Source organism: Hydrogenophaga sp. (genome assembly GCF_019635465.1).
In the GTDB taxonomy this organism is placed as follows: domain Bacteria; phylum Pseudomonadota; class Gammaproteobacteria; order Burkholderiales; family Burkholderiaceae_C; genus Hydrogenophaga.
Genome location: NZ_JAHBZK010000017.1, coordinates 80,543 through 102,531 on the forward strand (window position 1 = coordinate 80,543; position 21,989 = coordinate 102,531).

At 66.9% G+C, this 21,989-nt stretch carries 22 protein-coding genes; 9 read left to right on the forward strand and 13 right to left on the reverse strand.

Going from position 1 to position 21,989, the window contains the following annotated elements; genetic code table 11:
• Positions 1–33 precede the first annotated feature (33 nt).
• From KF871_RS15595 to KF871_RS15610, 4 genes are all read right to left on the reverse strand, one after another.
• Positions 34–948, reverse strand: a complete 915-nt coding sequence (locus KF871_RS15595; protein WP_291144506.1) for an AEC family transporter — start codon at positions 946–948, stop codon at positions 34–36.
• A 43-nt stretch (positions 949–991) separates the two neighbouring features.
• Positions 992–1,396, reverse strand: coding sequence for a DUF1850 domain-containing protein (locus KF871_RS15600; RefSeq protein WP_291144508.1), 405 nt, complete (start codon positions 1,394–1,396; stop codon positions 992–994).
• Positions 1,393–3,462, reverse strand: coding sequence for a TRAP transporter permease (locus KF871_RS15605; protein ID WP_291144511.1), 2,070 nt, complete (start codon positions 3,460–3,462; stop codon positions 1,393–1,395). The genes KF871_RS15600 and KF871_RS15605 overlap by 4 nt, the downstream gene beginning before the upstream one ends.
• A gap of 75 nt (positions 3,463–3,537) precedes the next feature.
• On the reverse strand, positions 3,538–4,497 hold the full coding sequence (locus KF871_RS15610) for a TAXI family TRAP transporter solute-binding subunit (RefSeq protein WP_291144514.1): 960 nt from the start codon (positions 4,495–4,497) through the stop codon (positions 3,538–3,540).
• Positions 4,498–4,714: 217 nt separating this feature from the next.
• Between KF871_RS15610 and KF871_RS15615 the strand changes: the two genes are divergently transcribed.
• Positions 4,715–5,689: a tripartite tricarboxylate transporter substrate binding protein BugE gene (locus KF871_RS15615; RefSeq protein ID WP_291144613.1), complete on the forward strand. Its 975-nt coding sequence runs from the start codon at positions 4,715–4,717 to the stop codon at positions 5,687–5,689.
• Complete coding sequence (xerD, locus tag KF871_RS15620) at positions 5,689–6,606, forward strand: site-specific tyrosine recombinase XerD (protein WP_291144517.1); 918 nt, start codon at positions 5,689–5,691, stop codon at positions 6,604–6,606. Before KF871_RS15615 ends, xerD begins: the two co-directional genes overlap by 1 nt.
• Before the next feature lie 12 nt (positions 6,607–6,618).
• Here xerD and KF871_RS15625 read toward each other — a convergent pair whose 3' ends face one another.
• The 3 genes from KF871_RS15625 to KF871_RS15635 all read right to left on the reverse strand — a co-directional run bounded on the left by KF871_RS15625 (position 6,619) and on the right by KF871_RS15635 (position 10,096).
• Entirely contained in the window at positions 6,619–8,094 is a 1,476-nt protein-coding gene (locus KF871_RS15625) for a response regulator (RefSeq protein ID WP_291144520.1), read from the reverse strand.
• Entirely contained in the window at positions 8,091–9,119 is a 1,029-nt protein-coding gene (locus tag KF871_RS15630) for a histidine kinase dimerization/phosphoacceptor domain -containing protein (RefSeq protein ID WP_291144523.1), read from the reverse strand. Before KF871_RS15630 ends, KF871_RS15625 begins: the two co-directional genes overlap by 4 nt.
• A 113-nt stretch (positions 9,120–9,232) precedes the next feature.
• Positions 9,233–10,096: a ferritin-like domain-containing protein gene (locus KF871_RS15635; protein WP_291144526.1), complete on the reverse strand. Its 864-nt coding sequence runs from the start codon at positions 10,094–10,096 to the stop codon at positions 9,233–9,235.
• A gap of 41 nt (positions 10,097–10,137) precedes the next feature.
• Here KF871_RS15635 and KF871_RS15640 point away from each other — a divergent pair, with 41 nt between their 5' ends.
• The 3 genes from KF871_RS15640 (at position 10,138) to KF871_RS15650 (ending at position 12,737) form a co-directional block, all read left to right on the forward strand.
• On the forward strand, positions 10,138–10,662 hold the full coding sequence (locus tag KF871_RS15640) for a gamma carbonic anhydrase family protein (protein ID WP_291144529.1): 525 nt from the start codon (positions 10,138–10,140) through the stop codon (positions 10,660–10,662).
• A 34-nt stretch (positions 10,663–10,696) separates the two neighbouring features.
• On the forward strand, positions 10,697–11,674 hold the full coding sequence (locus KF871_RS15645; protein WP_291144532.1) for an Hsp33 family molecular chaperone HslO: 978 nt from the start codon (positions 10,697–10,699) through the stop codon (positions 11,672–11,674).
• A gap of 124 nt (positions 11,675–11,798) precedes the next feature.
• Complete coding sequence (locus KF871_RS15650; protein ID WP_291144534.1) at positions 11,799–12,737, forward strand: LysR family transcriptional regulator; 939 nt, start codon at positions 11,799–11,801, stop codon at positions 12,735–12,737.
• Here the strand turns inward: KF871_RS15650 and KF871_RS15655 are convergent.
• From KF871_RS15655 to KF871_RS15680, 6 genes are all read right to left on the reverse strand, one after another.
• Positions 12,731–13,081 (reverse strand): hypothetical protein, encoded by a 351-nt coding sequence (locus tag KF871_RS15655; protein ID WP_291144537.1) that lies wholly within the window; start codon positions 13,079–13,081, stop codon positions 12,731–12,733. The genes KF871_RS15650 and KF871_RS15655 overlap by 7 nt on opposite strands.
• A 168-nt stretch (positions 13,082–13,249) precedes the next feature.
• Positions 13,250–13,912, reverse strand: coding sequence for an ATP-binding protein (locus tag KF871_RS15660; protein WP_291144540.1), 663 nt, complete (start codon positions 13,910–13,912; stop codon positions 13,250–13,252).
• A gap of 33 nt (positions 13,913–13,945) precedes the next feature.
• Entirely contained in the window at positions 13,946–14,221 is a 276-nt protein-coding gene (locus KF871_RS15665; protein ID WP_291144543.1) for a septum formation initiator family protein, read from the reverse strand.
• Between the two features lie 121 nt (positions 14,222–14,342).
• Positions 14,343–15,626 (reverse strand): phosphopyruvate hydratase, encoded by a 1,284-nt coding sequence (gene eno / locus KF871_RS15670; protein WP_291144546.1) that lies wholly within the window; start codon positions 15,624–15,626, stop codon positions 14,343–14,345.
• Positions 15,627–15,680: 54 nt separating this feature from the next.
• Entirely contained in the window at positions 15,681–16,538 is an 858-nt protein-coding gene (gene kdsA / locus KF871_RS15675; protein ID WP_291144548.1) for a 3-deoxy-8-phosphooctulonate synthase, read from the reverse strand.
• 21 nt (positions 16,539–16,559) lie between these two features.
• Entirely contained in the window at positions 16,560–18,230 is a 1,671-nt protein-coding gene (locus KF871_RS15680; RefSeq protein WP_291144551.1) for a CTP synthase, read from the reverse strand.
• Positions 18,231–18,408: 178 nt separating this feature from the next.
• Between KF871_RS15680 and coaBC the strand changes: the two genes are divergently transcribed.
• The 4 genes from coaBC to KF871_RS15700 all read left to right on the forward strand — a co-directional run bounded on the left by coaBC (position 18,409) and on the right by KF871_RS15700 (position 21,986).
• Positions 18,409–19,623 (forward strand): bifunctional phosphopantothenoylcysteine decarboxylase/phosphopantothenate--cysteine ligase CoaBC, encoded by a 1,215-nt coding sequence (coaBC, locus tag KF871_RS15685; RefSeq protein WP_291144554.1) that lies wholly within the window; start codon positions 18,409–18,411, stop codon positions 19,621–19,623.
• 113 nt (positions 19,624–19,736) lie between these two features.
• Positions 19,737–20,249 (forward strand): TlpA disulfide reductase family protein, encoded by a 513-nt coding sequence (locus tag KF871_RS15690; protein ID WP_291144556.1) that lies wholly within the window; start codon positions 19,737–19,739, stop codon positions 20,247–20,249.
• A gap of 25 nt (positions 20,250–20,274) precedes the next feature.
• Positions 20,275–21,375, forward strand: a complete 1,101-nt coding sequence (locus tag KF871_RS15695; protein ID WP_291144559.1) for a transglutaminase family protein — start codon at positions 20,275–20,277, stop codon at positions 21,373–21,375.
• 38 nt (positions 21,376–21,413) lie between these two features.
• Entirely contained in the window at positions 21,414–21,986 is a 573-nt protein-coding gene (locus tag KF871_RS15700; RefSeq protein ID WP_291144562.1) for a nitroreductase, read from the forward strand.
• Positions 21,987–21,989: the final 3 nt, after the last annotated feature.

Below are 21,989 nucleotides of genomic sequence, written 5' to 3' on the forward strand. Positions count from 1 at the left end.
TCTGGCGTGTGTGGCCTGCGTGCGCCGGGGCCGTCAACCCAGGCCGCCCAGCACGCCCAGGGCAAACGGCAGGCTGAGCATGCCGAGCAGGGTTGACAGCGTCACCAGCCCGGCCACGTAGGGGCCGTTGTAGCCCATGCGCGCGGCCAGCACGTAGCAGCTCGACGCGGTGGGCACGGCCGAGAAGGTCAGCAACACCGCGGTCTGGGTGGCGTCCAGGTGGAACAGCCGGGCCAGGCCAAAGGCCATCAGCGGCATGGCCAGGTGCTTGATGGCCAGCACGCTCACACCGAGTTGCTTGCCGTGTGCGAGCGAGGCGAACTGCATGCCGGCGCCAGCGGCCATCAGGCCCAGCGCCAGCGAAGCCTGGCCCAGCCGGGTCACCGTCGGTTCCAGCCAGGGCGGCATGGAAAAACCCGCCAGGTTGGCCACCAGGCCAGTGGCCGTGCCGATGATCAGCGGGTTGCGCAGCAGCTCACCCGCAAAACCTTTGTTGGCGTGGCGGGCCATGGGCCAGACGGCGCCGACGTTGAAGATGGGCACGCAGAAACCGATGATCACGGCCACCAGCAGCAGGGCTTGCGGCCCCGCCACGCGATCGGCCAGCGCCAGCAGGATGAAGGAGTTGAAGCGAAACGCCACCTGTGCACTGGCGGCGTGCAGGCGCACGTCGATGCGCTTGCCCAGCCAGGGCCAGTGCGGCAGCGAATACGACAGCGCAATGCCGAGCGCGGCCAGCGACACCGCTGCGCCCACCAGGCTGGACGCCGCCGACAGATCAAGCGGGTTCTTGACGATGCTGTGGAACAGCAGCACCGGGAACAGGAAGTAATAGACCAAGCTCTCGACCTGCTCCCACACCGTGCGGTTGAGCCGCGTGAAGCGGCAGACCAGGTAGCCGATGAGGATGAGCGAGAAGTCGGGGAAGAGCAGTTGGGCGAAGTTCACCGCGCAATGGTAAGTGGGCCAGGCGTTCCGGCGTCCGGGCCGGTCAGCGGGTGGTGGGGCCTTCGCAGGCCCGCATCAGCGTCACGCCGTGGTCGGAGGCCAGCCAGTGCGACATGGGCTGGCAGCCCGCGGGGGTGCAGAGTTCGTAGTCGGCGGTGAACTCGGACCGGGTGAGTGGCAGCACCGTGGGCGAGCGCACCGTGGGTGTGTAGTGAAACCAGCCGTCGCGCAACACGGCGTCGGGCGGCGGCTCCATGCCGGCCGCCGAGCCCTTGATGCGCGCGGCGGGCGCCACGAGCCGTGCGGGCGGGCCGATCACGTCGTAGTCCTCTTCCCAGCGCACGTGCTCGATGCTGTGCATCCAGGCCAGCGTGAAGTGTTCACCCGGCACGAAGGCCTGCACCGACGGCGTGGCCGCCAGTGCCAGGCACAGTCCCAACACACTCATCCGCCGCCCGGCTGCACCGCCGTGCGCTGCGCGCGTGCACGCCACCAGTGCCAGGCCACGAACACCGCGATCAGGGCCAGGCCGATCTCGTCGGTGAGCGGCAGCGCCACCACGAGGAAACAGGCCGCCGCAATCGCGAACAGGCGCTCGATCCAGTTGAGCGGCGCAAACAGATAGCCGATGGCACCGGCGCCCCACATGCCGATGGCCAGCACCGCCTTGAACACCACCCAGGCCACTGCACCCCAGCTGTCCGACTGCAGCATCAGCGCCGGCGAGTACACGGCCATAAACGGCATGATGAACCCGGCAATGGCCACGCGGATGGCGTTGAGGCTGATCTTCAGGCCGGTCTCGCGCGCGATCGGCGCGGCCGCGAAGCACGCCAGCGCCACCGGTGGTGTGAGGTCGGCCATGATGCCGAAGTAGAAGACGAACATGTGCGACACGATCAGTGGCACGCCCAGTTCGAGCAGCACCGGCGCGGCCAGCGAGCTGGTGATGATGTAGTTGGGAATCGTCGGGATGCCCATGCCCAGCACCAGGCAGGTGAGCATGGTCAGCACCAGCGCCACGAACAGGTTGTCCTTGCCGATGGCGATGACCTGGCCACCGATCTCGGCGGCGACACCCGTGAGGTTGATGACGCCAATGATCACGCCCACCAGCGCGCAGGCGATGGCCACCGGCAACGCGTGGCGCGCACCCTCGACCAGGCTGCGAACCGCCAGCGATCGCGCATCGGCGCCGGTGCGGCGGATGTATGTCAGCGCCACCAGCAGCAGCGTGAGCACGAAGAAGGTGCCGACACCGAACTCGTAGAAGCCGGCACAGGCAAAGCCCAGCAGCACCCAGGCCAGCACGCGCAGCGGCGTGCCCTTGACGCCGTTGATGACGGCGGCGCCGAAGATCAGGATCACCGTGAGACCCAGGCCCACAGTGCCCGAGAACAAGGGTGTGTAGCCCGAGAAGAGCAGGGCAACCAGGCCGGCCAGTGGCAGCAGCAGGTACCAGCGCTCCTTCACCGCCGTCCAGGGGTTGGGGCATTCCTCTTTGGGCAGGCCCTTCAGGCCTTTGCGGCCGGCTTCGAGGTGCACCATCCAGAACGCGGTGGCGAAGTACAGGATGGCGGGAATCAGCGCGGCCTTGACGACGTCGACGTAGGGCACGTCGATGGTCTCGGCCATGATGAAGGCCACCGCGCCCATCACCGGCGGCATGATCTGCCCGCCCATGCTGGCCGTAGCCTCGACACCGCCGGCAAAGCCCGGGCTGTAGCCGAAGCGCTTCATCAGCGGGATGGTGAACTGGCCGGTGGTGACCACGTTGGCCACACCCGAGCCGTTGATGGTGCCCATCAGGCCCGACGAGATCACCGACACCTTGGCTGGCCCGCCGTGCGTGTGGCCCACCGTGCCCATGGCGAAGTCGTTGAACAGCCGGATCATGCCGGCCTGCTCCAGGAAGGCGCCGAACAGGATGAACAGGAAGATGTAGGTCGAGGACACATAGGTGGGTGTGCCGTAGATGCCCTCGGTGCCGAAGCCGAGCTGGCTCACGATCTGGTCCAGCCCGTAGCCGCGGTGCGCCAGCGCGCCCGGCAGGTGCTGGCCGAAGATGGCGTAGAGCAGGAACAGGCCGCAGATCAGCGGCAGGCCCCAGCCCATGACACGGCGCGCGGCCTCGAACACCAGCACCACCGTCACCACGCCGATCACCCAGTCGGCGTTGATGAGCTCGCCGGCGCGCGCGGTGAGGTCGGCTTCATAGACCCAGTGGTAGAAGCCGAATGCGAAGCCGGTGAGGCCGAGCGCCCAGCCCACCACCCGGCCAAGCTTGCCCAGCGCGTCCTCGCGACCGCTGAAGGGTGGGTACAGCGTGAAGATCATCAGCAGCACGAAGCCGACGTGGATGGCGCGGATCACCTGGCTCGACAACGGCGCGAAGGCGGCCATCCAGATCTGGTAGGCCGAGAACGCGATGGCGATCCAGAAAAGGGCGCCGCGCAAGGGTGCGGCGTGTGGGGCGTCGTGTGCGGTGTCGTGGGCGTCGGTGGATGAAGACATGGAAACCTCGGCAGGGCGTGCCTGACTGAAAACGCAAACGGCCCCGAGCGGGGCCGCTTTCAACTCGACGCGGGCTTACTTGATGACGCCCACTTCCTTGTAGTAGCGCTCGGCACCCGGGTGCAGCGGCACGGGCATGCCCTTGACGGCGTTGGCGCGGTTGATGGCCATGGCGGCCTTGTGCGCGGCTTGCAGCTTGTCGAGGTTCTCGTAGAGCTGCTTGGCCATCTGGTAGGCCAGATCGTCCGACACGCCGGCGTGCGTGACCAGGAAGTTCGGGATCGCGGCCGTGGGCACATCGGCGGTCTGGCCGGTGTAGGTGTTGGCCGGGATGATGGCGGTCTGGTAGGCCGCGTCACCCACTTTGGCCACCACGTCGGCCGGGATCGGCACCACCACGATCTTCACCGCCGTGGACAGGTCGCGGATGGAGGCCACGCCCAGACCGGCCGACTGCAGCGTGGCGTCGAGCTGGCGGTTCTTGATGAGTTCGACCGATTCGCCAAAGGGCAGGTACTCGACCTTGGCCAGGTCCTGGTAGCTCAGGCCGGCGGCCTTGAAGATGGCGCGGGCGTTGAGCTCGGTGCCCGAACGCGCTGCACCCACCGACACGCGCTTGCCCTTGAGGTCGGCCAGCGTCTTGATGCCCGAGTCTTCGCTGGCAACGATCTGCACGTAGTTGTTGTAGGTGGCGGAGAGGCCGCGCAGCTTGTCGAGCTTCTTGGTGAAGCCGGCGTCGGCGTTGCCGTTCCAGGCGTCGGAGGTGGCATCGGCCAGCGCAAAGGCCAGCTCGCCGCGACCGGCCTGCAGCAGGTTGAGGTTCTCGGCCGAAGCCTTGGTGACCTGCGCCGTGGCACGGGCATTGGGGATGGCCTGGCCATAGATCTGCGACAGCGCGACACCCAGCGGGTAGTAAACGCCGGCCTGGCCGCCCGTGAGCACGTTGATGAACTGCTGTTGCTGGGCAATGGCCGCGCCACTGACGAGCGAGGCAGCCAGGGTGATGCCCAGACCGATCTTGTGGATCAGACGCATGTGGAGTCTCCTGATGTGGTGTTGACGAACGAGGCGCCGACCTTACCGCAGGGACTCCGGCTTGCCCTCGCGGTAAACGCGTACCCGGGGGATCGGGTTTTCCCGGGGTTGGTGGCGAGGGACAAAGTCCGCGGGATCAGCGGCCACAATGCGAGGGCTGTCGGGCACGCCGATTGCGTGCCGCCGCACCACCTCAATGCCACTGGAGTCACCCATGATGTCGCGTCGACACCTCGCCCTGTGGGGCGCCTCTCTCACGCTGGGCCTGTCTGCGGGCCTGGCCCATGCGCAGGGCTATCCGAGCAAACCCATCACGCTGCAGGTGCCCTTTGCACCCGGCGGGACCACCGACATCGTGGCCCGCGTGATCGCCGACCCGCTGGGCAAAGTGCTCGGGCAGTCGGTGGTGGTGCTCAACCGCGCCGGTGGTGGCGGCGTGGTCGGGGCGCAGGAGCTGGCGCGCTCCGCGCCCGATGGTTACTACCTCGGCATGGCCACGGTGTCGACCACCGCGGCCAACCCGGCCATCAACCCGAAGATCCCCTACGACCCCGGCACCGACTTCACGCCCATCGTGAACCTGGCGGCCACGCCCAATGTGATTGCGGTGCACCCGGGCTTCCCGGCCAAGGACTTCAAGGCCTTTGTGGCCGAGCTCAAGAAGAACCCGGGCAAGTACAGCTACGGCAGCTCGGGCACCGGCGGCATCGGTCACCTGCAGACCGAGCTGTTCAAAAGCCTGACCGGCACCTTCGTCACGCACATTCCGTATCGGGGCGCGGGCCCGGCCCTCAACGACGTGATCGGCGGGCAGATTCCGATCATCTTCGACAACCTGCCCTCGGCCCTGCCGCACATTCAGGCGGGCCGCCTGGTTGCCATGGCCGTGGCCGCGCCGCAGCGCGTGGCTGCCTTGCCCGACGTGCCGACCTTCAAGGAAGTCGGGCTGGAGCCGGTCAACCGCATGGCGTACTACGGCCTGCTCGGCCCCAAGGGCATGCCGGCCGATCTGGTCAACAAGATCAACGCCGCGGCCGTCGAGGCGCTCAAGGACCCGGCGGTGCGCAAGCGCATCGAAGACACCGGCTCCATCGTGGGTGGCAACTCGCCCGCCGAGTTTGCCGCGCAGATGAAGGCCGAGCTCGAGGTGTACAAGCAGGTCGTGGCCAAACAGAAGCTCAAGCTGGATTGATGACCGCACCCCAGGCCGGTGGCGAGCACGCCTCGCTGTCGGCCTTCATCGACAGCCTGTGGCTCGAAGAGGGCCTGTCGCGCAACACGCTCGACGCCTACCGCCGCGACCTGCGGTTGTTTGCCGACTGGCTGCTGCCCCGCGGCATCGCCTTGCCACAGGCGAGCGAGGCCGACATCCATGCCTACTTCGCCGAGCGCCACGGCAGCACCCGCGCGACCACCGCCAACCGCCGCCTCACGGTGTTCAAGCGCTACTTCCGCTGGGCGCTGCGCGAGCACCTCGTTGCGCAGGACCCGACGCTGCGCCTGCTGCCCGCGCGTCAGCCTCTGCGCGTGCCCAAAACCCTGAGCGAGGCGCAGGTGGAGGCATTGCTCAACGCGCCCGATGTGGACACCCCCCTGGGCCTGCGCGACCGCACCATGCTGGAACTCATGTACGCCAGCGGGCTGCGCGTGAGCGAGCTGGTCACCCTCAAGAGCTGGCATGTGGGTCTGGCCGAGCACGTGCTGCGCATCACTGGCAAGGGCAACAAGGAACGGCTGGTGCCGTTCGGGCAGGTCGCTGGCCAATGGCTTCAGCGCTACCTGGCTGATGCGCGCCCACAGATCCTGAATGGCCAGGCCAGCGAAGACCTGTTCGTGACCTCGCGGGGCTCGCGCGCCGGCGAGGCCATGACCCGCGTGATGTTCTGGCAACTGGTCAAGCGTTACGCAGCGCAGGCTGGCATCACCGCGCCCATGTCACCGCACACCTTGCGCCACGCCTTTGCAACGCACTTGCTCAACCATGGTGCGGATCTGCGCGCGGTGCAGATGCTGCTGGGGCATGCCGACATCTCCACCACCACCATCTACACACACGTGGCGCGCGAGCGGCTCAAGAGCGTGGTGGCGCAGCACCATCCCAGGGGGTGAGCTCGCGCAGTCTCAGCCACCCAGCGTGAAGTGAATCGTCGCGCCTTGACCAACTTCACCTTCGGCCCGGATGGTGCCGCCATGGCGGCGCACGATGCGTTCGGCAATGCTCAGGCCGAGGCCGAAGCCGCCGTAGTGCTGCTCGTCGTGCAGGCGAAAAAACGCGCCGAACAGTTTTTCGGCCTGGTTGTTGTCGAAGCCGACACCGTTGTCCCGCACGAAGTAGTCGGGTCTGCCGTTGCGCGAATCGAGGCCGAATTCGATCACCGCGGGTTGCCGATCCCGTGTGAACTTCCAGGCGTTGCGCATGAGGTTTTCGATCACGCTGCGGATCAGGGGCAGGTCGGCATGCGCGTACGCGTGGTCGGCAATGACGAAGGAGACCTGCCTGTCGGGCTCGGTCTCGCGCAGCGATTGCGCGACCTCGCGCGCCACCTCGGCGAGATCGACGTCGGCGGGCGTCATCGGCGTGCGCGACAGTGTGGACAGCCCCAGCAACGCGTCAATGAGCTCGGCCATCCGTTTGGCGGAACGTGAGATGCGTCCGAGCAGGTCCCGGCCTTCCTCGCCCAGTGTGGCGCCGTGCGTTTCGTGCAGCAGCTGGCTCAGGCCCGATATGGCGCGGATGGGCGAACGCAGGTCGTGCGCGGCCGCGTGGCTGAACGATTCGATCTCGCGCATGTGCTGGCGCAGCTCGGCCGTGCGCTCGCGCACGCGGTCTTCCAGGTCGTCGTTGGCGCGTTGCAGCGCCGTGCGGGCCTCTTCGCGGTCGGTGACGTTCTGTGCCATGCCCTGCAGCAGGCCGTCGTCATTGGAGGCGGCGTCGATCTGCAACCAATGCACCGAACCCGCCTCATTGTCCAGGCGCACGGTGCGTCGGCGCAGGCTGCCACGCTGGCAGTCGGCGATGAACTGCGCCCGATCGTCCGGGTCGATGCGCGAGACAAATTCGTCCAGCGTCCGCTCTTCATCTGCCCGCAGACCCGCCAGGGGCGCCGGTGACCCGTTCATGCGGATTTTTCCAATGTCTGGCCGGATATGGATGACACCCATCTCCGCGGCCTGCAGCGCCTGCTCGAGCAGGGTCTGACTCACCGCGAGCGCCGACTGCACCTCGTGACGTTCCAGCGCCATCTGCACAGTGGCATGCAGCTCGCGCTCCGAGAACGGCTTGATGAGGTAGCCATAGGGCCGTGTGCGCCGCGCGCGCTCGAGCGTGGCATCTTCGGAATAGGCGGTGAGGTAGATGATGGGCAACTGGTAGTCGCGCCCGAGCATCGACGCGAGCTCGATGCCATCGAGCTCTCCCTTGATGTGAATGTCCATGAGCACGAGGTCAGGGCGCTCTCGCGCCACCAGCGCCAGGCTGTCGGCGTCCGACTCGGCCGGACCGATGACCGCATAGCCCAACTGCTGCAGGCGTTGCTGCAGGTTGAACGCCACGATCCCTTCATCCTCGACGATGAGGATTTTGGGTGGGTTTTTCATTCGTCTCCCTTCACGCGAAAGCGCAGCGCAAACCGCGTGGGTTGCGCCCTTTGTATGTCCAGCGTGCCGTCGAGCTGGCGGGTGAGCAGCCGCACCAGCTGAAACCCCAGCGTGCCCGTTTGCGCCATGTCCAGGCTGTCGGGGATGGGGTGGCCGTCGTTGCTGACGGAGATTTCCACCTCGTCATCGGCCAAGGCCGACACAGACACGTTGATCGTTCCCTGGAGGCCGCGTGCGAAACCGTGTTTGAGCGCGTTGCTCACCAGTTCGTTGATCACCAGGCCACAGGGGATGGCCTCGTTGATGGGCAGCTTGACCTCGTGCGCGTCGATGTGGATGTTGACCAGGCCGGCGACAGAGCGGTACGACTCGATCAGCGAGGGCACCAGCTCGTCCAGAAAACGCTGAAAGTCCACCCGGGCAAAGTTGCTCGACTGGTACAGCGTCTGGTGAATCAGCGACATCGACCGGATGCGGTTCTGGCTGTCGCGCAGCACGCCGATGATGTCGTGGTCGGTCAGTTGCAGGGCCTGCAGATCGAGCAGGCTGTGGATCACCTGCAGGTTGTTCTTGACGCGGTGGTGCACCTCGCGCAGCAGCAGGTCCTTTTGCGTGAGGGCATCCTGAATGCGTTTTTCGGCCTGCTTGCGCTCGGACAGGTCGAGGATGACCGACAGCACCATGATGCCTTCGCCGGTCTCGACGGGGTTGATGCCGATCTCAACCGGAAACTCGCTGCCGTCCTTGCGGCGCCCGCTGAGGTCGCGGCCCAGCCCCATGGGGCGCGCGGTGGCTTCGGCCATGAAGCCGCTTCGGTAACCGGGGTGGCGACCGCGAAAGCGCTCGGGGATGAGGCATTCGACGGGTTGCCCGATGAGTTCGTCCGCACCGTAGCCGAATGTGGTTTCGGCCAGGTGATTGACGCGGGTGATCGCTCCTTGCTGGTTCACCACGATCATGGCGACCGGCATGCGATTGAAAGCCTGCCCTAAATACTCATCCAGCTGAATGTGCTGGGGGACCATGGATACCTCCTGGTTCGCCGTGCATCGTAGGTGAGTCCGGTCATGCCCACAAGGGTATTTCGCAGGCTGTGCGGTCCGTCACGCAGGCGTGACATCCGGCCCCCGCGGGGTGCTCAGGGCTTGCCCAGTTCGGCCAGTTCGATTTCGCTGAAGCCCGCCGAACGCCGGGCGTCGAGGTTGAACGGGCCCCGCAGCCTGGGCGCGGCATGCAGCCGGGCCAGGTGCCGGTAGTGCGGCACCGGCGACAGGCCTTGTTGCGCACACAACCATGCGTACCAGCGGTTGCCCACGGCCACATGCCCGATTTCGTCGCGCAGGATGATGTCCAGGATGGCGCTGGCGCGCGCCACGCGCTCGCGCAGGGCGGGTGCCTGCACCTGGCGCAGGCGTTGCTGGATCAAGGGGGTGGCGTCCAGCCCACGCGCCTCCAGCGTGCGAGGCACGAGGGCCATGCGCGCGGTGGGGTCGTGCTGCGTCTTGACGCACATCTCCCACAGGCCGTCGTGGGCGGGGAAGTCCCCATAGCGGTGGCCCAGATCGGCCAGCAGATCGCGCAGCAAGCCGAAGTGCGTGGCTTCTTCGTGGGCCACCTGCAGCCATTGGCGGTAGTAGTCCAGCGGCATGCCGCCAAAGCGCCAGATGGCGTCCAGCGCCAGGTTGATGGCGTTGAACTCGATGTGAGCGATGGCGTGCATGAGGGCAGCAAATCCCTCGGGCGTGTGGGGCGTTCGTTGTGCCACCTGCGCCGGGGGCACCAGCATGGGCTGGGCCGGCCGGCCGGGCACTGTGTGATGCGCGCTGGGCGTCAGTTGGGCGTCGGCGTCCCAACGGTGGGCATCGTCAGCACCCATGTCGCGCCAGGTTGACCACAGTTGGTGGGTGCTCGCCACCTTCTCCGAGGGGTCCTGCACGCACAGAGCATCCAGCGCCGCTGCGCGCAGTGAACGGTTGGGCGACAGGTCATGGTGGGGTGGCATCCCTACAATTCTAGGTTTCGACACTGCGAGGAGACCGCCGCATGGCCCTGTACGAACTCGATGGCGTGGCCCCCCAGGTGGCCGCTTCGGCCTGGGTGGCCGAAGACGCGCAGGTGATGGGTACCGTGACCCTGGGTGAGGGCAGCAGCGTGTGGTTTGGCGCGGTCTTGCGCGGTGACACCGAGACCATCGTGGTGGGCGCCGGCAGCAACGTGCAGGACCTGAGCGTGTTGCACGCCGATGTCGGTTTCCCCTTGACCATCGGCGAGCGCGTGACCGTAGGGCACAAGGTCATGCTGCATGGTTGCACCATTGGCGATGAGTCGCTGATCGGTATTGGCGCTACGGTGCTCAACGGTGCCCGCATTGGCAAGCACTGCCTGGTGGGCGCAGGGTCGCTGGTCACCGAGGGCAAGGAATTTCCGGACGGCTCGCTCATCATGGGCAGCCCGGCCAAGGTGGTGCGCCAGCTCACGCCTGAGCAGATCGATGGCCTGCGCCGCAGCGCCGCCCACTACATGTCCAATGCCCGGCGCTACCGCCAGGGCTTGAAAAAGGTCGGCTGAGCACCACCTGCCGCTCTTTCGTTCAAGGTCAACCGTGTCCGAGCTTCACAAATTCGTTTTCGAGGGCCTGCCGGTTCGCGGCATGCTGGTGCGCATCACCGACGCCTGGCAGGAGATCCTGCAGCGGCGCCAGCAGGCCGGCGGTTATCCGGCGGCGGTGACCGAGCTGCTGGGCGAGATGACGGCGGCTGCGACCTTGATGCAGGCCAACATCAAGTTCAATGGCGCTCTGGTCATGCAGATCCATGGCGACGGGCCGGTGAAACTGGCCGTGGCCGAGGTACAGCCCGATTTGCGGTTGCGCGCAACAGCCAGCGTGACCGGCGAGGTGGCGGACGACGCGCCGCTGTCGCACATGGTCAACGTCAACAACCAGGGGCGCTGTGCGATCACGCTCGACCCCAAGGACCGCCAGCCGGGCCAGCAGCCGTATCAGGGCGTGGTGCCCCTGTTTGGCGATCGGCACGAAAAGCTGGAGAAGATCAGCGAGGTGATCGAACACTACATGCTGCAAAGCGAGCAGCTCGACACCCGGCTGGTGCTGGCGGCCAACGAACACATGGCGGCCGGGCTGCTCATCCAGCGCCTGCCCTTGCAGGGCGAGGGCAATCTGGCGGGGCAATCGCAGCAGCGCGACGAAGACCAGATCGGCCGCAACGAGGACTACAACCGCATCGCCATCCTCGCAGGCAGCCTCAAGCGCGAAGAGCTGCTCGGGCTCGATGCCGACACCATCCTGCACCGCCTGTTCTGGGAGGAGGATGTGCGTCGCTTCGACCCACTGCTCGGTGGTGCCGGGCCGCGCTTTGCGTGCACCTGCTCGCGCGAGCGCGTCAGCGGCATGTTGCGCTCCCTGGGCCGTGAAGAGATCGAGTCGATCCTGGAGGAGCAAGGCGAGGTGGATGTGAACTGCGACTTCTGCGGTGCGCGTTATGCCTTCGACCCGGTGGACGCCGCCCAGGTCTTTTTGCAGGTGCAGAACCAGCCACCGGGCAGCGATCGCCAGCACTGACGCGCGGTGAGTGGCGCCGGTTTATCGGCGCCGTCCACCCGCAGGGTCGGACACGGGGGAGGGTGGTCCGGGTGAGGTCAAAAGTATGATTTTTGACCCCTGAAACTCCCCGAGGCCCGCCCCCATGAAGAACGCCGACCTGCGCCAGCTGGCTTTGCTGTGTGAGCTGATCGACACCCAGAGCCTCAACGAGGCGGCCAGCCGGCTGCACATGTCGCCCTCGGCGGCCAGCCATGCGCTGACGCGTTTGCGGCAGGAGCTGGGCGACGAGCTTTGTGTGCGTGACCGCCAGGGCTACCAGCTCACGCCGCGTGGAGCGTCCGCGCAGGCGTCGTTTCGTCAGATGCTGGACCTGTGGCGCGAGTCGAGTCAGGTCGATGTGCTGTTCGATCCCGCTTCGTGCGAGGCCCGCGTCACGCTGGCGTGTTGCGAGGGCCTGGGTGTGGACGCGTTGGCGGCGTTTCATCGCCGCACCGTTCAGCAAGCACCCCGGCTCCAGTTGGACATCGATGTGCCATCGCATGACCCGCGCGACATCGAGGCCTTGCGCAACGGCACCTGGGACATCTTGTGCGGCCACCATGCGGCACCTACCGATGCGCGTGACCTGTACCGCGACGCCATCGTGGGCCCGGTAATCGATACGGTGTGCCTGCGCTCGAATCACCCACGCATCGGTGACGCGCTGTCGCTCGCGCAGTACCTCGCAGAGGACCATGTGTCGGTGTGCGGCGCGCTGCACCCTGGTGGGTCAAGCAACCCCATCGATGACGCCCTTGCGGCACGGGGGCTACCCACCCGCCGGGTCAGCGCGGTGAAGTCGTGGCTGCTGTGTGCCGAGTGGGTGGCCCACTCCGATCGGTTGCTGACCATCAGCGCCGATCAGGCCGTCTGGCTGATGCGCCATTCGCCTCTTGTGCGCTTGTTGCCCTTGCCGAGCGAGCTGGCCCCGCTGCAGGCGCCAGCGCACCTGCTGTGGCACCAGCGCACCCACCAGAGCCGACCACACCGCTGGCTGCGTCAGCGCTTGCGCGAACATTTCAATGCCCGCCCGGCTCAATGACCCGAGTGCAGCCAGGCGTCAATGCGCGGCTGGCGGGCGCGGGCGGCGCCCTCGCCCAGCAGGCGGCACATCAGGTCGAAGCATTCAAAGCGCAAGCGCCGGATGGTCTCGAGGGAGGCGCTCTGGGTCAGCCTCAGGTAGAGCAGGTGATCGCGCCCTGACATCACCGCGCAATGGTCCTGAAACTCGGTGGTGAGGAATCGCTGCAGCTGCGCCAGGCGCGCCGGTTCTGCGTGCGCATTCTTCATGGGTGTTTTTGTTCCCCGGACGCGCCGCCACAGCCGCTCCAGGATGCGTGTCGCTGACGGCGTGATCGCTGCGGGTTCTTCATAGAAGTTGTTCATCGACGGCTCCCTGTTGATTGACGATGGGGTCACTCTAGAAGCCGGATCGGGCGCTGTCGAACGCACAGTTCGCGATAGCGATTGCGCCAGACTCAATACACAAAACCTATCGAGTGCGCGCAACGGGTGGCTGGCCTGTGTGATGCCGTCCAGGGTGTCCGGTTTCGCTCAATTCGAGCGCCGGGCAAGCAGATCGCGAAACAGCCGGTGCTCACAATCCGGGTCGCTGCAGGCCTCGCATTGCCACCGCCCTTGGCCAGCGCGAAGGCGCGGGTCGTCGCTGACGAGTGGACGACCCAGCGCGCCACCGATGGCCGCCAGTGCCGCCTTCAAGCGCACCCCCTGATCGCCGTAGACGGTTTGAAAGGCGATGCCAGCCTGCCCCAGTTCGCGCCGCAGCAGGCTGTCGACGGCTTCACGCACGGCCGGGCTGTCGCGAAAGAAGCCATCGTGATGCCAGGGAATGTCCAGGCCCATGAGCAGCGTGAGATCGATCCGACGCTGGGCCGCCACCGCCTGTGGCCACAGGCTTCGATCAGCAAAGTAGTGCTCGCTGTAGGCGGCCACCACCATGGCGCTGGTGTCGGCAATCACCACCTCGGCGCTGGACTGTTCGATCTGGCGGGTCTGCTCGGCTGCGATCGCCGCTTGTTCGTCAGCCTGAGGTGCCCGGCCGGCAAGCTCACTCCAAAGGCGCAGGTGTTCGGCAACCACCTCACAGCGCACCCCGGCTGAGTTCAGCGAGGCACTCAGTTGTCGCGCCAGGGTGGTCTTTCCACTGGATTCGCCGCCGAGCAGCGCCACACGCAACATGGGGAGAACAGGGAGCAAGCGGCGCGTGATCGGCGCGTGATCGTCGAGCGATCAGCGCGCGATCTGCACGAAGATTTCGTTGGGCTTGACCATGCCGAGCTCCTGGCGCGCCAGTTCCTCGACCATCTCAAGCCCCTCTTGCAGATCGCGCAGTTCGCTGGCGACCTGGTCATTGCGCCGCTGCGCCTCGGTGTTGGCCTTGAGTTGTGCGTCCAGTTCGCGTTTGAGCTCGGCCACCTGCGGCACGCTGCCCCGCCCGAACCACAGTTGCGCGTGCAGCACCAGCAGCAGTGCCACCAGGAAGCCGGGGATCAGGCGATTCGCCATTTCGATTCCACCTTCATGCCAAGCGCGAGGCCATCCAACCGAGAGACACCACGGAACTGGCTTTGCCAGGCCGTCGGTGTCGCCCCCTTGAGGGGGTCGCGCGTAGCGCGGCGGGGGTGTTTCATCTCAAGTTGTAGAACGCGTCGCGGCCGGGGTACACGGCCACGTCGCCGAGGTCTTCCTCGATGCGCAGCAACTGGTTGTATTTGGCCATGCGGTCCGAGCGCGAGAGCGAGCCGGTCTTGATCTGGCCGGCGTTGGTGCCCACGGCGATGTCCGAAATGGTGTTGTCTTCGGTCTCACCGCTGCGGTGGCTGATGACGGCGGTGTAGCCGGCACGCTTGGCCATTTCGATGGCGGCGAAGGTTTCGGTCAGGGTGCCGATCTGGTTGATCTTGATGAGGATCGAGTTGCCAACGCCCTTGTCGATGCCTTCCTTGAGGATCTTGGTGTTGGTGACGAAGAGGTCGTCGCCCACCAGCTGCACCTGCTTGCCCAGGCGGTCGGTGAGCAGCTTCCAGCCGTCCCAGTCGCCCTCGGCCATGCCATCTTCGACGCTGACGATGGGGTACTTGTCGCACCAGGTGGCCAGCACGTTGGTCCATTCCTCCGCGCTGAGCACGAGGCCTTCGCCTTCGAGGTGGTACTTGCCGTCCTTGTAGAACTCGCTGGAGGCACAGTCCAGGCCCAGCGCGATCTGTTCGCCCGCGGTGTAGCCGGCGGCACTGATGGCGTCGAGCAGCATCTGCAGGGCGGCTTCGTGGCTGGCGACGTTGGGTGCGAAGCCACCTTCGTCACCCACGGCCACGCTCATGCCCTTGTCGTGAATGATCTTCTTGAGGGCGTGGAACACCTCGGCACCCCAGCGCAGCGCTTCGCGAAAGTTCGGCGCGCCCACGGGGATGATCATCAGCTCCTGCAGGTCGAGGTTGTTGTTGGCGTGGGCGCCACCGTTGATGACGTTCATCATCGGCACCGGCATCTGCACCGCGCTCATGCCACCGAAGTAGCGGTACAGCGGCAGGCCGGCTTCCTCGGCGGCCGCGCGGGCCACGGCCATGGAGACGGCCAGCATGGCGTTGGCGCCCAGGCGGCTCTTGTTCTCGGTGCCGTCCAGGTCGATCAGGGTCTTGTCCAGGAAGGCCTGCTCGGACGCGTCCAGCCCCAGCACAGCCTCGCTGATTTCGGTGTTGATGTGCTCCACGGCCTTGAGCACGCCCTTGCCGAGGTAGCGGGTCTTGTCGCCATCGCGCAGCTCGATCGCTTCGCGCGAGCCGGTGGAGGCGCCCGATGGCACGGCGGCGCGGCCCATCACGCCGCTCTCCAGCAGCACGTCGCACTCGACGGTGGGGTTGCCGCGGCTGTCCAGCACTTCGCGGCCGACGATGTCAACGATGGCACTCATGAATCAAGGGTCCTCAGGTCAAGGTCAATGTGAATGGGGAGGCAAGGCACGCGCTCAGGCGTCGAAGCGGTCTTCGAGATAGCCGTTCTTCTTGGTGACCGTGTCGAGCGCGAGCAGGGTTTCGAGCAGCGCCGGCATGTGCTTGAGCGGCACGGCGTTGGGGCCGTCGCTGAGCGCCTTGGCGGGGTCCGGGTGGGTTTCCATGAACAGGCCCGAGACGCCCACCGCGACCGCGGCGCGCGCCAGCACCGGCACAAACTCGCGCTGGCCACCGCTGCTGGTGCCCTGTCCGCCGGGCAACTGCACGCTGTGGGTGGCGTCGAACACCACCGGGGCACCGGTCTCACGCATGATCGCCAGCGAGCGCATGTCGGAGACGAGGTTGTTGTAGCCAAAGCTCACGCCGCGCTCACAGGCCATGAAGCTGTCTTCGGGCAGGCCGGCGTCGCGGGCGGCGTCGCGTGCCTTGTCGATGACGTTCTTCATGTCGTGCGGCGCGAGGAACTGGCCCTTCTTGATGTTCACCGGCTTGCCGCTTTGCGCCACGGCGCGGATGAAATCGGTCTGGCGGCACAGGAAGGCCGGCGTCTGCAGCACGTCGCACACGGCGGCGGCGGGGGCGATGTCGTCTTCGGTGTGCACGTCGGTGATGACGGGAACGCCCAGCTGGGCCCGCACCTTGGCCAGCACCGCCAGACCGGCCTCACGGCCCGGCCCGCGAAAGCTCTTGCCGCTGCTGCGGTTGGCCTTGTCGAAGCTGCTCTTGAAGATGAAGGGGATGCCCAGCGAGGCGGTGATCTCCTTCAGCCGCCCGGCCACATCCATCTGCAACTGTTCGGATTCAATGACGCAGGGGCCGGCGATGAGGAAGAAGGGCTTGTCGAGACCGACGTCGAATCCGCAGAGTTTCATGGTGTGTGCGACGGTGTGTGTTCAGGCGACGGCCTTGGCGGGCACGCGCTGCACCTGGTGTGTCAGCGCGGCCTTCACGTAGGCGTTGAACAGCGGGTGGCCGGCCCAGGGGGTGGACTTGAACTCGGGGTGGAACTGCACGCCCATGTACCAGGGATGCACGGTCTGCGGCAGTTCGACGATCTCGGTGAGCTGTTCGCGTTGTGTCAGCGCGGAGATCACCAGCCCGGCCTCGCGCAGCTTGTCGAGGTAGTTCACGTTGGCCTCGTAGCGATGGCGGTGACGCTCGGTCACCACGTCGCCATAGATGCTGTGCGCCAGCGTGCCCTTGCTCACGTCGGAACTCTGCGCGCCCAGGCGCATGGTGCCGCCGAGGTCGGAGTTGGCGTCGCGCTGCTGGATGCTGCCGTCCTTGTCCTTCCACTCGGTGATGAGGGCAATCACCGGATTCGGGGTGTCGGGTTCGAACTCGGTGCTGTTGGCGTCCTTGAGGCCGGCCACGTGGCGCGCGTACTCGATGGTGGCCACCTGCATGCCCAGGCAGATGCCGAGGTAGGGCACCTTGTGCTCGCGTGCGTAGCGGGCAGCGCACACCTTGCCTTCGATGCCGCGCTTGCCAAAGCCGCCGGGCACCAGCACGGCGTCGAACCGGCCCAGCACCTGGCCCACATTGGCCGCGGTGATGCTCTCGGAGTCGACGTACTCGATGGCCACCTTGGCCTGGTTCTTCAGGCCGGCGTGGCGCAGGGCTTCGTTCAGCGACTTGTAGCTGTCGGACAGGTCGACGTACTTGCCGACCATGGCGATGTGCACCGTGGCCTGGGGGTGTTCGACCCCATACACCAGGTCGTCCCAGCGCTTGAGGTTGGCCGGCGGCGTGTTCAGGCGCAGCTTGTCGCAAATCAGGCCGTCCAGGCCCTGCTCGTGCAGGATGCGCGGCACCTTGTAGATGGTGTCGACGTCCCACATGCTGATCACGCCCCATTCGGGCACGTTGCTGAACAGGCTGATCTTGGCGCGCTCTTCGTCGGGGATGCGGCGGTCGGCGCGGCACAGCAGCACGTCGGCCTGAATGCCGATTTCGCGCAGCTTTTGCGCGGTGTGCTGGGTGGGCTTGGTCTTGAGTTCGCCGGCGGCGGCGATCCAGGGCACGTAGCTCAGGTGCACAAAAGCCGAATGGTTGGGCCCCATGCGCAGGCTCATCTGGCGCACCGCCTCCAGGAAGGGCAGGGACTCGATGTCGCCCACCGTGCCGCCGATCTCGACGATGGCCACGTCGACCGCATCGGCCGTGCCTTCGCCCGAGCCCTTGCGGATGAACTCCTGGATCTCGTTGGTGATGTGCGGAATGACCTGCACCGTCTTGCCGAGGTAGTCGCCGCGGCGTTCCTTCTCGAGCACCGACTGGTAGATCTTGCCGGTGGTGAAGTTGTTGGCCTTCTTCATGCGCGTTTCGATGAAACGCTCGTAGTGGCCCAGGTCGAGATCGGTCTCGGCGCCGTCGTCGGTGACGAACACCTCGCCGTGCTGGAACGGCGACATGGTGCCCGGATCGACGTTGATGTACGGATCGAGCTTGATGAGGGTGACTTTGAGGCCGCGCGATTCGAGGAGCGCGGCAAGCGACGCAGAAGCAATGCCCTTGCCCAGGGAGGACACCACACCGCCGGTGACGAACACGTATTTGGTCATGACTCGGGCGTGCCCGGGGGCACGCTCAGGTGGGAAAGGCCGATTATAGGTGGCCCCCTCCCGACGCCGACCCGCCAACACCAACGCCCGTTGGCGGCCAGGGATACCCGCGTCATCCGTCGTGGGTCATCCGTCATCGCCCCCGCGCCGCGCGCACGCGCTGCTACATTGCGCCCCCATGAGCGATCTCGCCGGAAAACACATCGTCCTCGGCCTCAGCGGCGGCGTGGCCTGCTACAAGGCGGCCGAGTTCTGCCGCGGCCTGATCAAGGCCGGCGCCACGGTGCAGGTGGTGATGACCGAGGCGGCCGAGCACTTCATCACCCCCGTGACCATGCAGGCCTTGTCGGGCCGGCCGGTCTACAGCTCGCAGTGGGATGCGCGCGAGGGCAACAACATGCCCCACATCAACCTCAGCCGCGAGGCCGACGCCATCGTCATTGCCCCGGCCAGCGCCGACTTCATGGCCAAGCTGCTGCATGGCCGTGCCGACGACCTGTTGTCGCTGCTGTGCCTGGCGCGCCCCATCGAGCGCGTGCCGCTGATCCTGTCGCCGGCCATGAACCGCGAGATGTACGCCCACCCGGCCACGCAGCGCAACCTGGCGCAGCTGCGTGCCGACGGCGCCGTGGTGCTGGGCGTGGGCGCGGGTGAGCAAGCCTGTGGCGAGACCGGCGACGGCCGCATGCTCGAGCCCGACGAACTCCTGCAGGAGTTGATCGCCCACTTCCAGCCCAAGCGGCTGGCCGGTCGGCACGTGCTGATCACCGCCGGCCCCACTTACGAGGCGATCGACCCGGTGCGCGGCATCACCAACCGCAGCAGCGGCAAGATGGGCTTTGCACTGGCCCGCGCCGCGCGCGAGGCCGGTGCGCAGGTCACCCTGGTGGCCGGCCCGGTGGCCTTGCCCACGCCGCGCGGCGTGCAGCGTGTGGACGTGGCCTCGGCGCTGGACATGCAGCGCGCGGTGCAGGCCAGTGCCGACGCGGTCGATGTGTTCATCGCCGCCGCGGCGGTGGCTGACTGGCGCCCGGCCAGCGCTGCCGAGCGCAAGATCAAGAAGGACGGCAGCGGCGACGTGCCGGCACTGGCTTTTGTCGAGAACCCGGACATCCTGGCGGGCGTGGCGGCCAGCCCCCGGGCGCAACAGGGTGCGCTGTTCTGCGTCGGCTTTGCCGCCGAGAGCCACGACCTGCTGGCCCACGCCCAGGCCAAGCGCGAGCGCAAGGGTGTGCCGCTGCTGGTGGGTAACATCGGCCCCGACACCTTCGGGCAGGATCACAACGCGCTGCTGCTGGTGGATGCCAGCGGCAGTACCGAGCTGCCACGTGCCGACAAGCTCAGCCTGGCGCGCGCGCTGGTGACCGAAATCGCCCGTCGATTGCCCCGCTGATCGCTCAACAAGCGACGCCCGCCCGCTCGACGCGTCGCCCCTTTTGCCTTCTGAACCCTTGCCTTCGAGCCATGGCCGTTGAGCCAACTCCCATCCATCCCGCATCAGCCGGCTTGCGCCGACGTGAAGCCCTCGCGGCTGCCCTGTTGCTGCCCATGGGTGTGTGCGCTGCGGACGCGGTCGTGCCCACGCCCTGGCCGGCGGGGCGGGCGACGCCCGCACTCAAGTTGCCGGTCTGGGGCGGCTCGGTGCAGGATGTGGCCAGTCTTCGCGGGCGACCGGTGCTGCTCAACTTCTGGGCCAGCTGGTGCCCACCTTGCGTTGAAGAAATGCCCACCCTCGAACTGCTGGCCACCCGCCACCAGGCCGACGGCCTGGAGGTGCTGGCCGTCAACTTCCGCGAGACCGACGCCACCGTGCGCCGCTTCATCGCGCAGACCGGCCTCACGCTGCCGGTGCTGCGCGACCGCGACGGCGCCACCGCCAAGGCCTTCGGGGTGCGCATCTTTCCCAGCACCATCGCCATTGGCCGCGATGGCCGGGCGCAATTCACCGTGACCGGCGAGGTCGACTGGCTGGGCGCCGAGGCGCGCCGCTGGCTCGACCCCTTGCTGGCCACCCGATGACAACTTTTTCTTGAAGGGACTCACCATGACCACCACCTTTTCGCGCCGCCAACTGCTGCAAGCCGGCATTGCGGCCTCATTGCCATTGCCCGCTCTGGCGCAAGAGCGCCGCTTTGCCCCGCAGGTCGGCCCATGGCGCACCTTTGAGGTCACAGTGACCGTCAACGTGGCCGACCCTCAAGGCACCACGCGCCTGTGGCTGCCGGTGCCAGACCTCGACAACAACTGGCAGCGCTCGATCGACAACAGCTGGAGCGGCAACGCCAGCCAGGCCGGCCTGGTGGCCGATCCCAAGGCGGGCGTGCGCATGCTCATGGCCGAATTCGCGCCTAGCGTGAAGGCGCCGACGCTGCAATTCACCACGAAGCTGCAGACCCGCAACCGCGCTGTCGACTGGTCGCAGCGCAACCTGGCCGCCGAAGACCCGGCCGTTCTGCGCGCCAACCTGCAGCCCAGCGAGTTCAAGCCGCTCGACGGCATCGTGCGCCAGACCGCGCTGGCGGCCACCAAGGGCGCCAAGACCGACGTGCAGAAGGCGCGCGCGCTCTACGACTGGGTGGTCACCAACGCTTACCGCGAACCCAAAACCCGCGGTTGTGGCACCGGCGACATCAAGACCATGCTCGAAACCGGCAACTTGGGTGGCAAGTGCGCCGACCTCAACGCCCTGTTCGTGGGCCTGTGCCGTGCGGCCGGTGTGCCCGCGCGCGATGTGTACGGCCTGCGGCTGGTGCCATCGGCCTTTGGCTACAAGGAACTGGGTGGCAATCCGGCCAACCTCAAGGGCGCGCAGCACTGCCGCGCCGAGGCCTACCTGGCCGGCTATGGCTGGGTGGCGATGGACCCGGCCGATGTGCTCAAAGTGATGCGCCAGGAAACGCCCGACTGGATCAAGGACCGCAAGAACGCGGTGGCCGCGCCGGTCGACGCGGCCCTGTTTGGCAGCTGGGAAGGCAACTGGGTGGGCTGGAACAGCGCCAGCGACGTGACGCTGCCCGGCTCGGTGTCGGCGCAGACCCTGCCGTTCCTGATGTACCCGAACGGCGAGAACCAGAGCGGTCGCTTCGACGAACTGTCACCCGACACCTTCAAGTACGCGATCTCGGCGCGCGAGATCACGACCTGAGTCGCCGCGCGCTCCCAGGTGCCCGCCTGATCAACGCCATGCAGAGCGACGACCCGAAGGCACTGACCGTGCTGCTGGAGCGCTACTCGGTGGGGGCGCGGCACCTGCGGGCGCCCGCGCCTTCGGAGGACGAACTGACGCGCATGGTGGCTGCGGCGCTGCGCGCCCCCGACCACGCCGGGCTGGTGCCCTACCGCTTCGCGCTGGTGCAGGGCGACGCGCGCGAGCGCCTGGGCGAGCTGTTTCAACGTGTCGCGCTGGCCGCCGGCAAGTCACCCGAACAGGCCGAACGCGATCGCGAGCGGGCCACCGGCGTGCCCATGCTGGTGGCGGTGATTGCGCACATCGATGCCGGACACCCGTTGGCCACCGTGCACGAGCAATGGATCGCCATCGGCGGGGCGCTGGCCAACTTCCTGACCGCTGCCCATGCGCTCGGCTATGGGGGCAAGATGCTCTCGGGCGGCAAGGTGCGCGTGCCCGAGGTGGTGGCGGCGTTCTGCCGCCCCGGTGAGACGCTGGTGGGCTGGGTGGTGCTGGGCACGCCGCAAGGGCAGGGCAAGCCGAAGTTCGACAAACCTGCGCCCGGTGCCCTCATCGAGCGCTGGTAGCCC

Bases quoted from the DNA above. Each gene is read 5' to 3' on its own strand.
- KF871_RS15600 (WP_291144508.1), bottom strand. From the start codon at position 1,396: ATGAGTGTGTTGGGACTGTGCCTGGCACTGGCGGCCACGCCGTCGGTG.
- KF871_RS15605 (WP_291144511.1), bottom strand. From the start codon at position 3,462: ATGTCTTCATCCACCGACGCCCACGACACCGCACACGACGCCCCACAC.
- KF871_RS15610 (WP_291144514.1), bottom strand. From the start codon at position 4,497: ATGCGTCTGATCCACAAGATCGGTCTGGGCATCACCCTGGCTGCCTCG.
- KF871_RS15615 (WP_291144613.1), top strand. From the start codon at position 4,715: ATGTCGCGTCGACACCTCGCCCTGTGGGGCGCCTCTCTCACGCTGGGC.
- xerD (WP_291144517.1), top strand. From the start codon at position 5,689: ATGACCGCACCCCAGGCCGGTGGCGAGCACGCCTCGCTGTCGGCCTTC.
- KF871_RS15625 (WP_291144520.1), bottom strand. From the start codon at position 8,094: ATGAAAAACCCACCCAAAATCCTCATCGTCGAGGATGAAGGGATCGTG.
- KF871_RS15630 (WP_291144523.1), bottom strand. From the start codon at position 9,119: ATGGTCCCCCAGCACATTCAGCTGGATGAGTATTTAGGGCAGGCTTTC.
- KF871_RS15635 (WP_291144526.1), bottom strand. From the start codon at position 10,096: ATGCCACCCCACCATGACCTGTCGCCCAACCGTTCACTGCGCGCAGCG.
- KF871_RS15640 (WP_291144529.1), top strand. From the start codon at position 10,138: ATGGCCCTGTACGAACTCGATGGCGTGGCCCCCCAGGTGGCCGCTTCG.
- KF871_RS15650 (WP_291144534.1), top strand. From the start codon at position 11,799: ATGAAGAACGCCGACCTGCGCCAGCTGGCTTTGCTGTGTGAGCTGATC.
- KF871_RS15655 (WP_291144537.1), bottom strand. From the start codon at position 13,081: ATGAACAACTTCTATGAAGAACCCGCAGCGATCACGCCGTCAGCGACA.
- KF871_RS15665 (WP_291144543.1), bottom strand. From the start codon at position 14,221: ATGGCGAATCGCCTGATCCCCGGCTTCCTGGTGGCACTGCTGCTGGTG.
- eno (WP_291144546.1), bottom strand. From the start codon at position 15,626: ATGAGTGCCATCGTTGACATCGTCGGCCGCGAAGTGCTGGACAGCCGC.
- kdsA (WP_291144548.1), bottom strand. From the start codon at position 16,538: ATGAAACTCTGCGGATTCGACGTCGGTCTCGACAAGCCCTTCTTCCTC.
- KF871_RS15680 (WP_291144551.1), bottom strand. From the start codon at position 18,230: ATGACCAAATACGTGTTCGTCACCGGCGGTGTGGTGTCCTCCCTGGGC.
- coaBC (WP_291144554.1), top strand. From the start codon at position 18,409: ATGAGCGATCTCGCCGGAAAACACATCGTCCTCGGCCTCAGCGGCGGC.
- KF871_RS15695 (WP_291144559.1), top strand. From the start codon at position 20,275: ATGACCACCACCTTTTCGCGCCGCCAACTGCTGCAAGCCGGCATTGCG.
- KF871_RS15700 (WP_291144562.1), top strand. From the start codon at position 21,414: ATGCAGAGCGACGACCCGAAGGCACTGACCGTGCTGCTGGAGCGCTAC.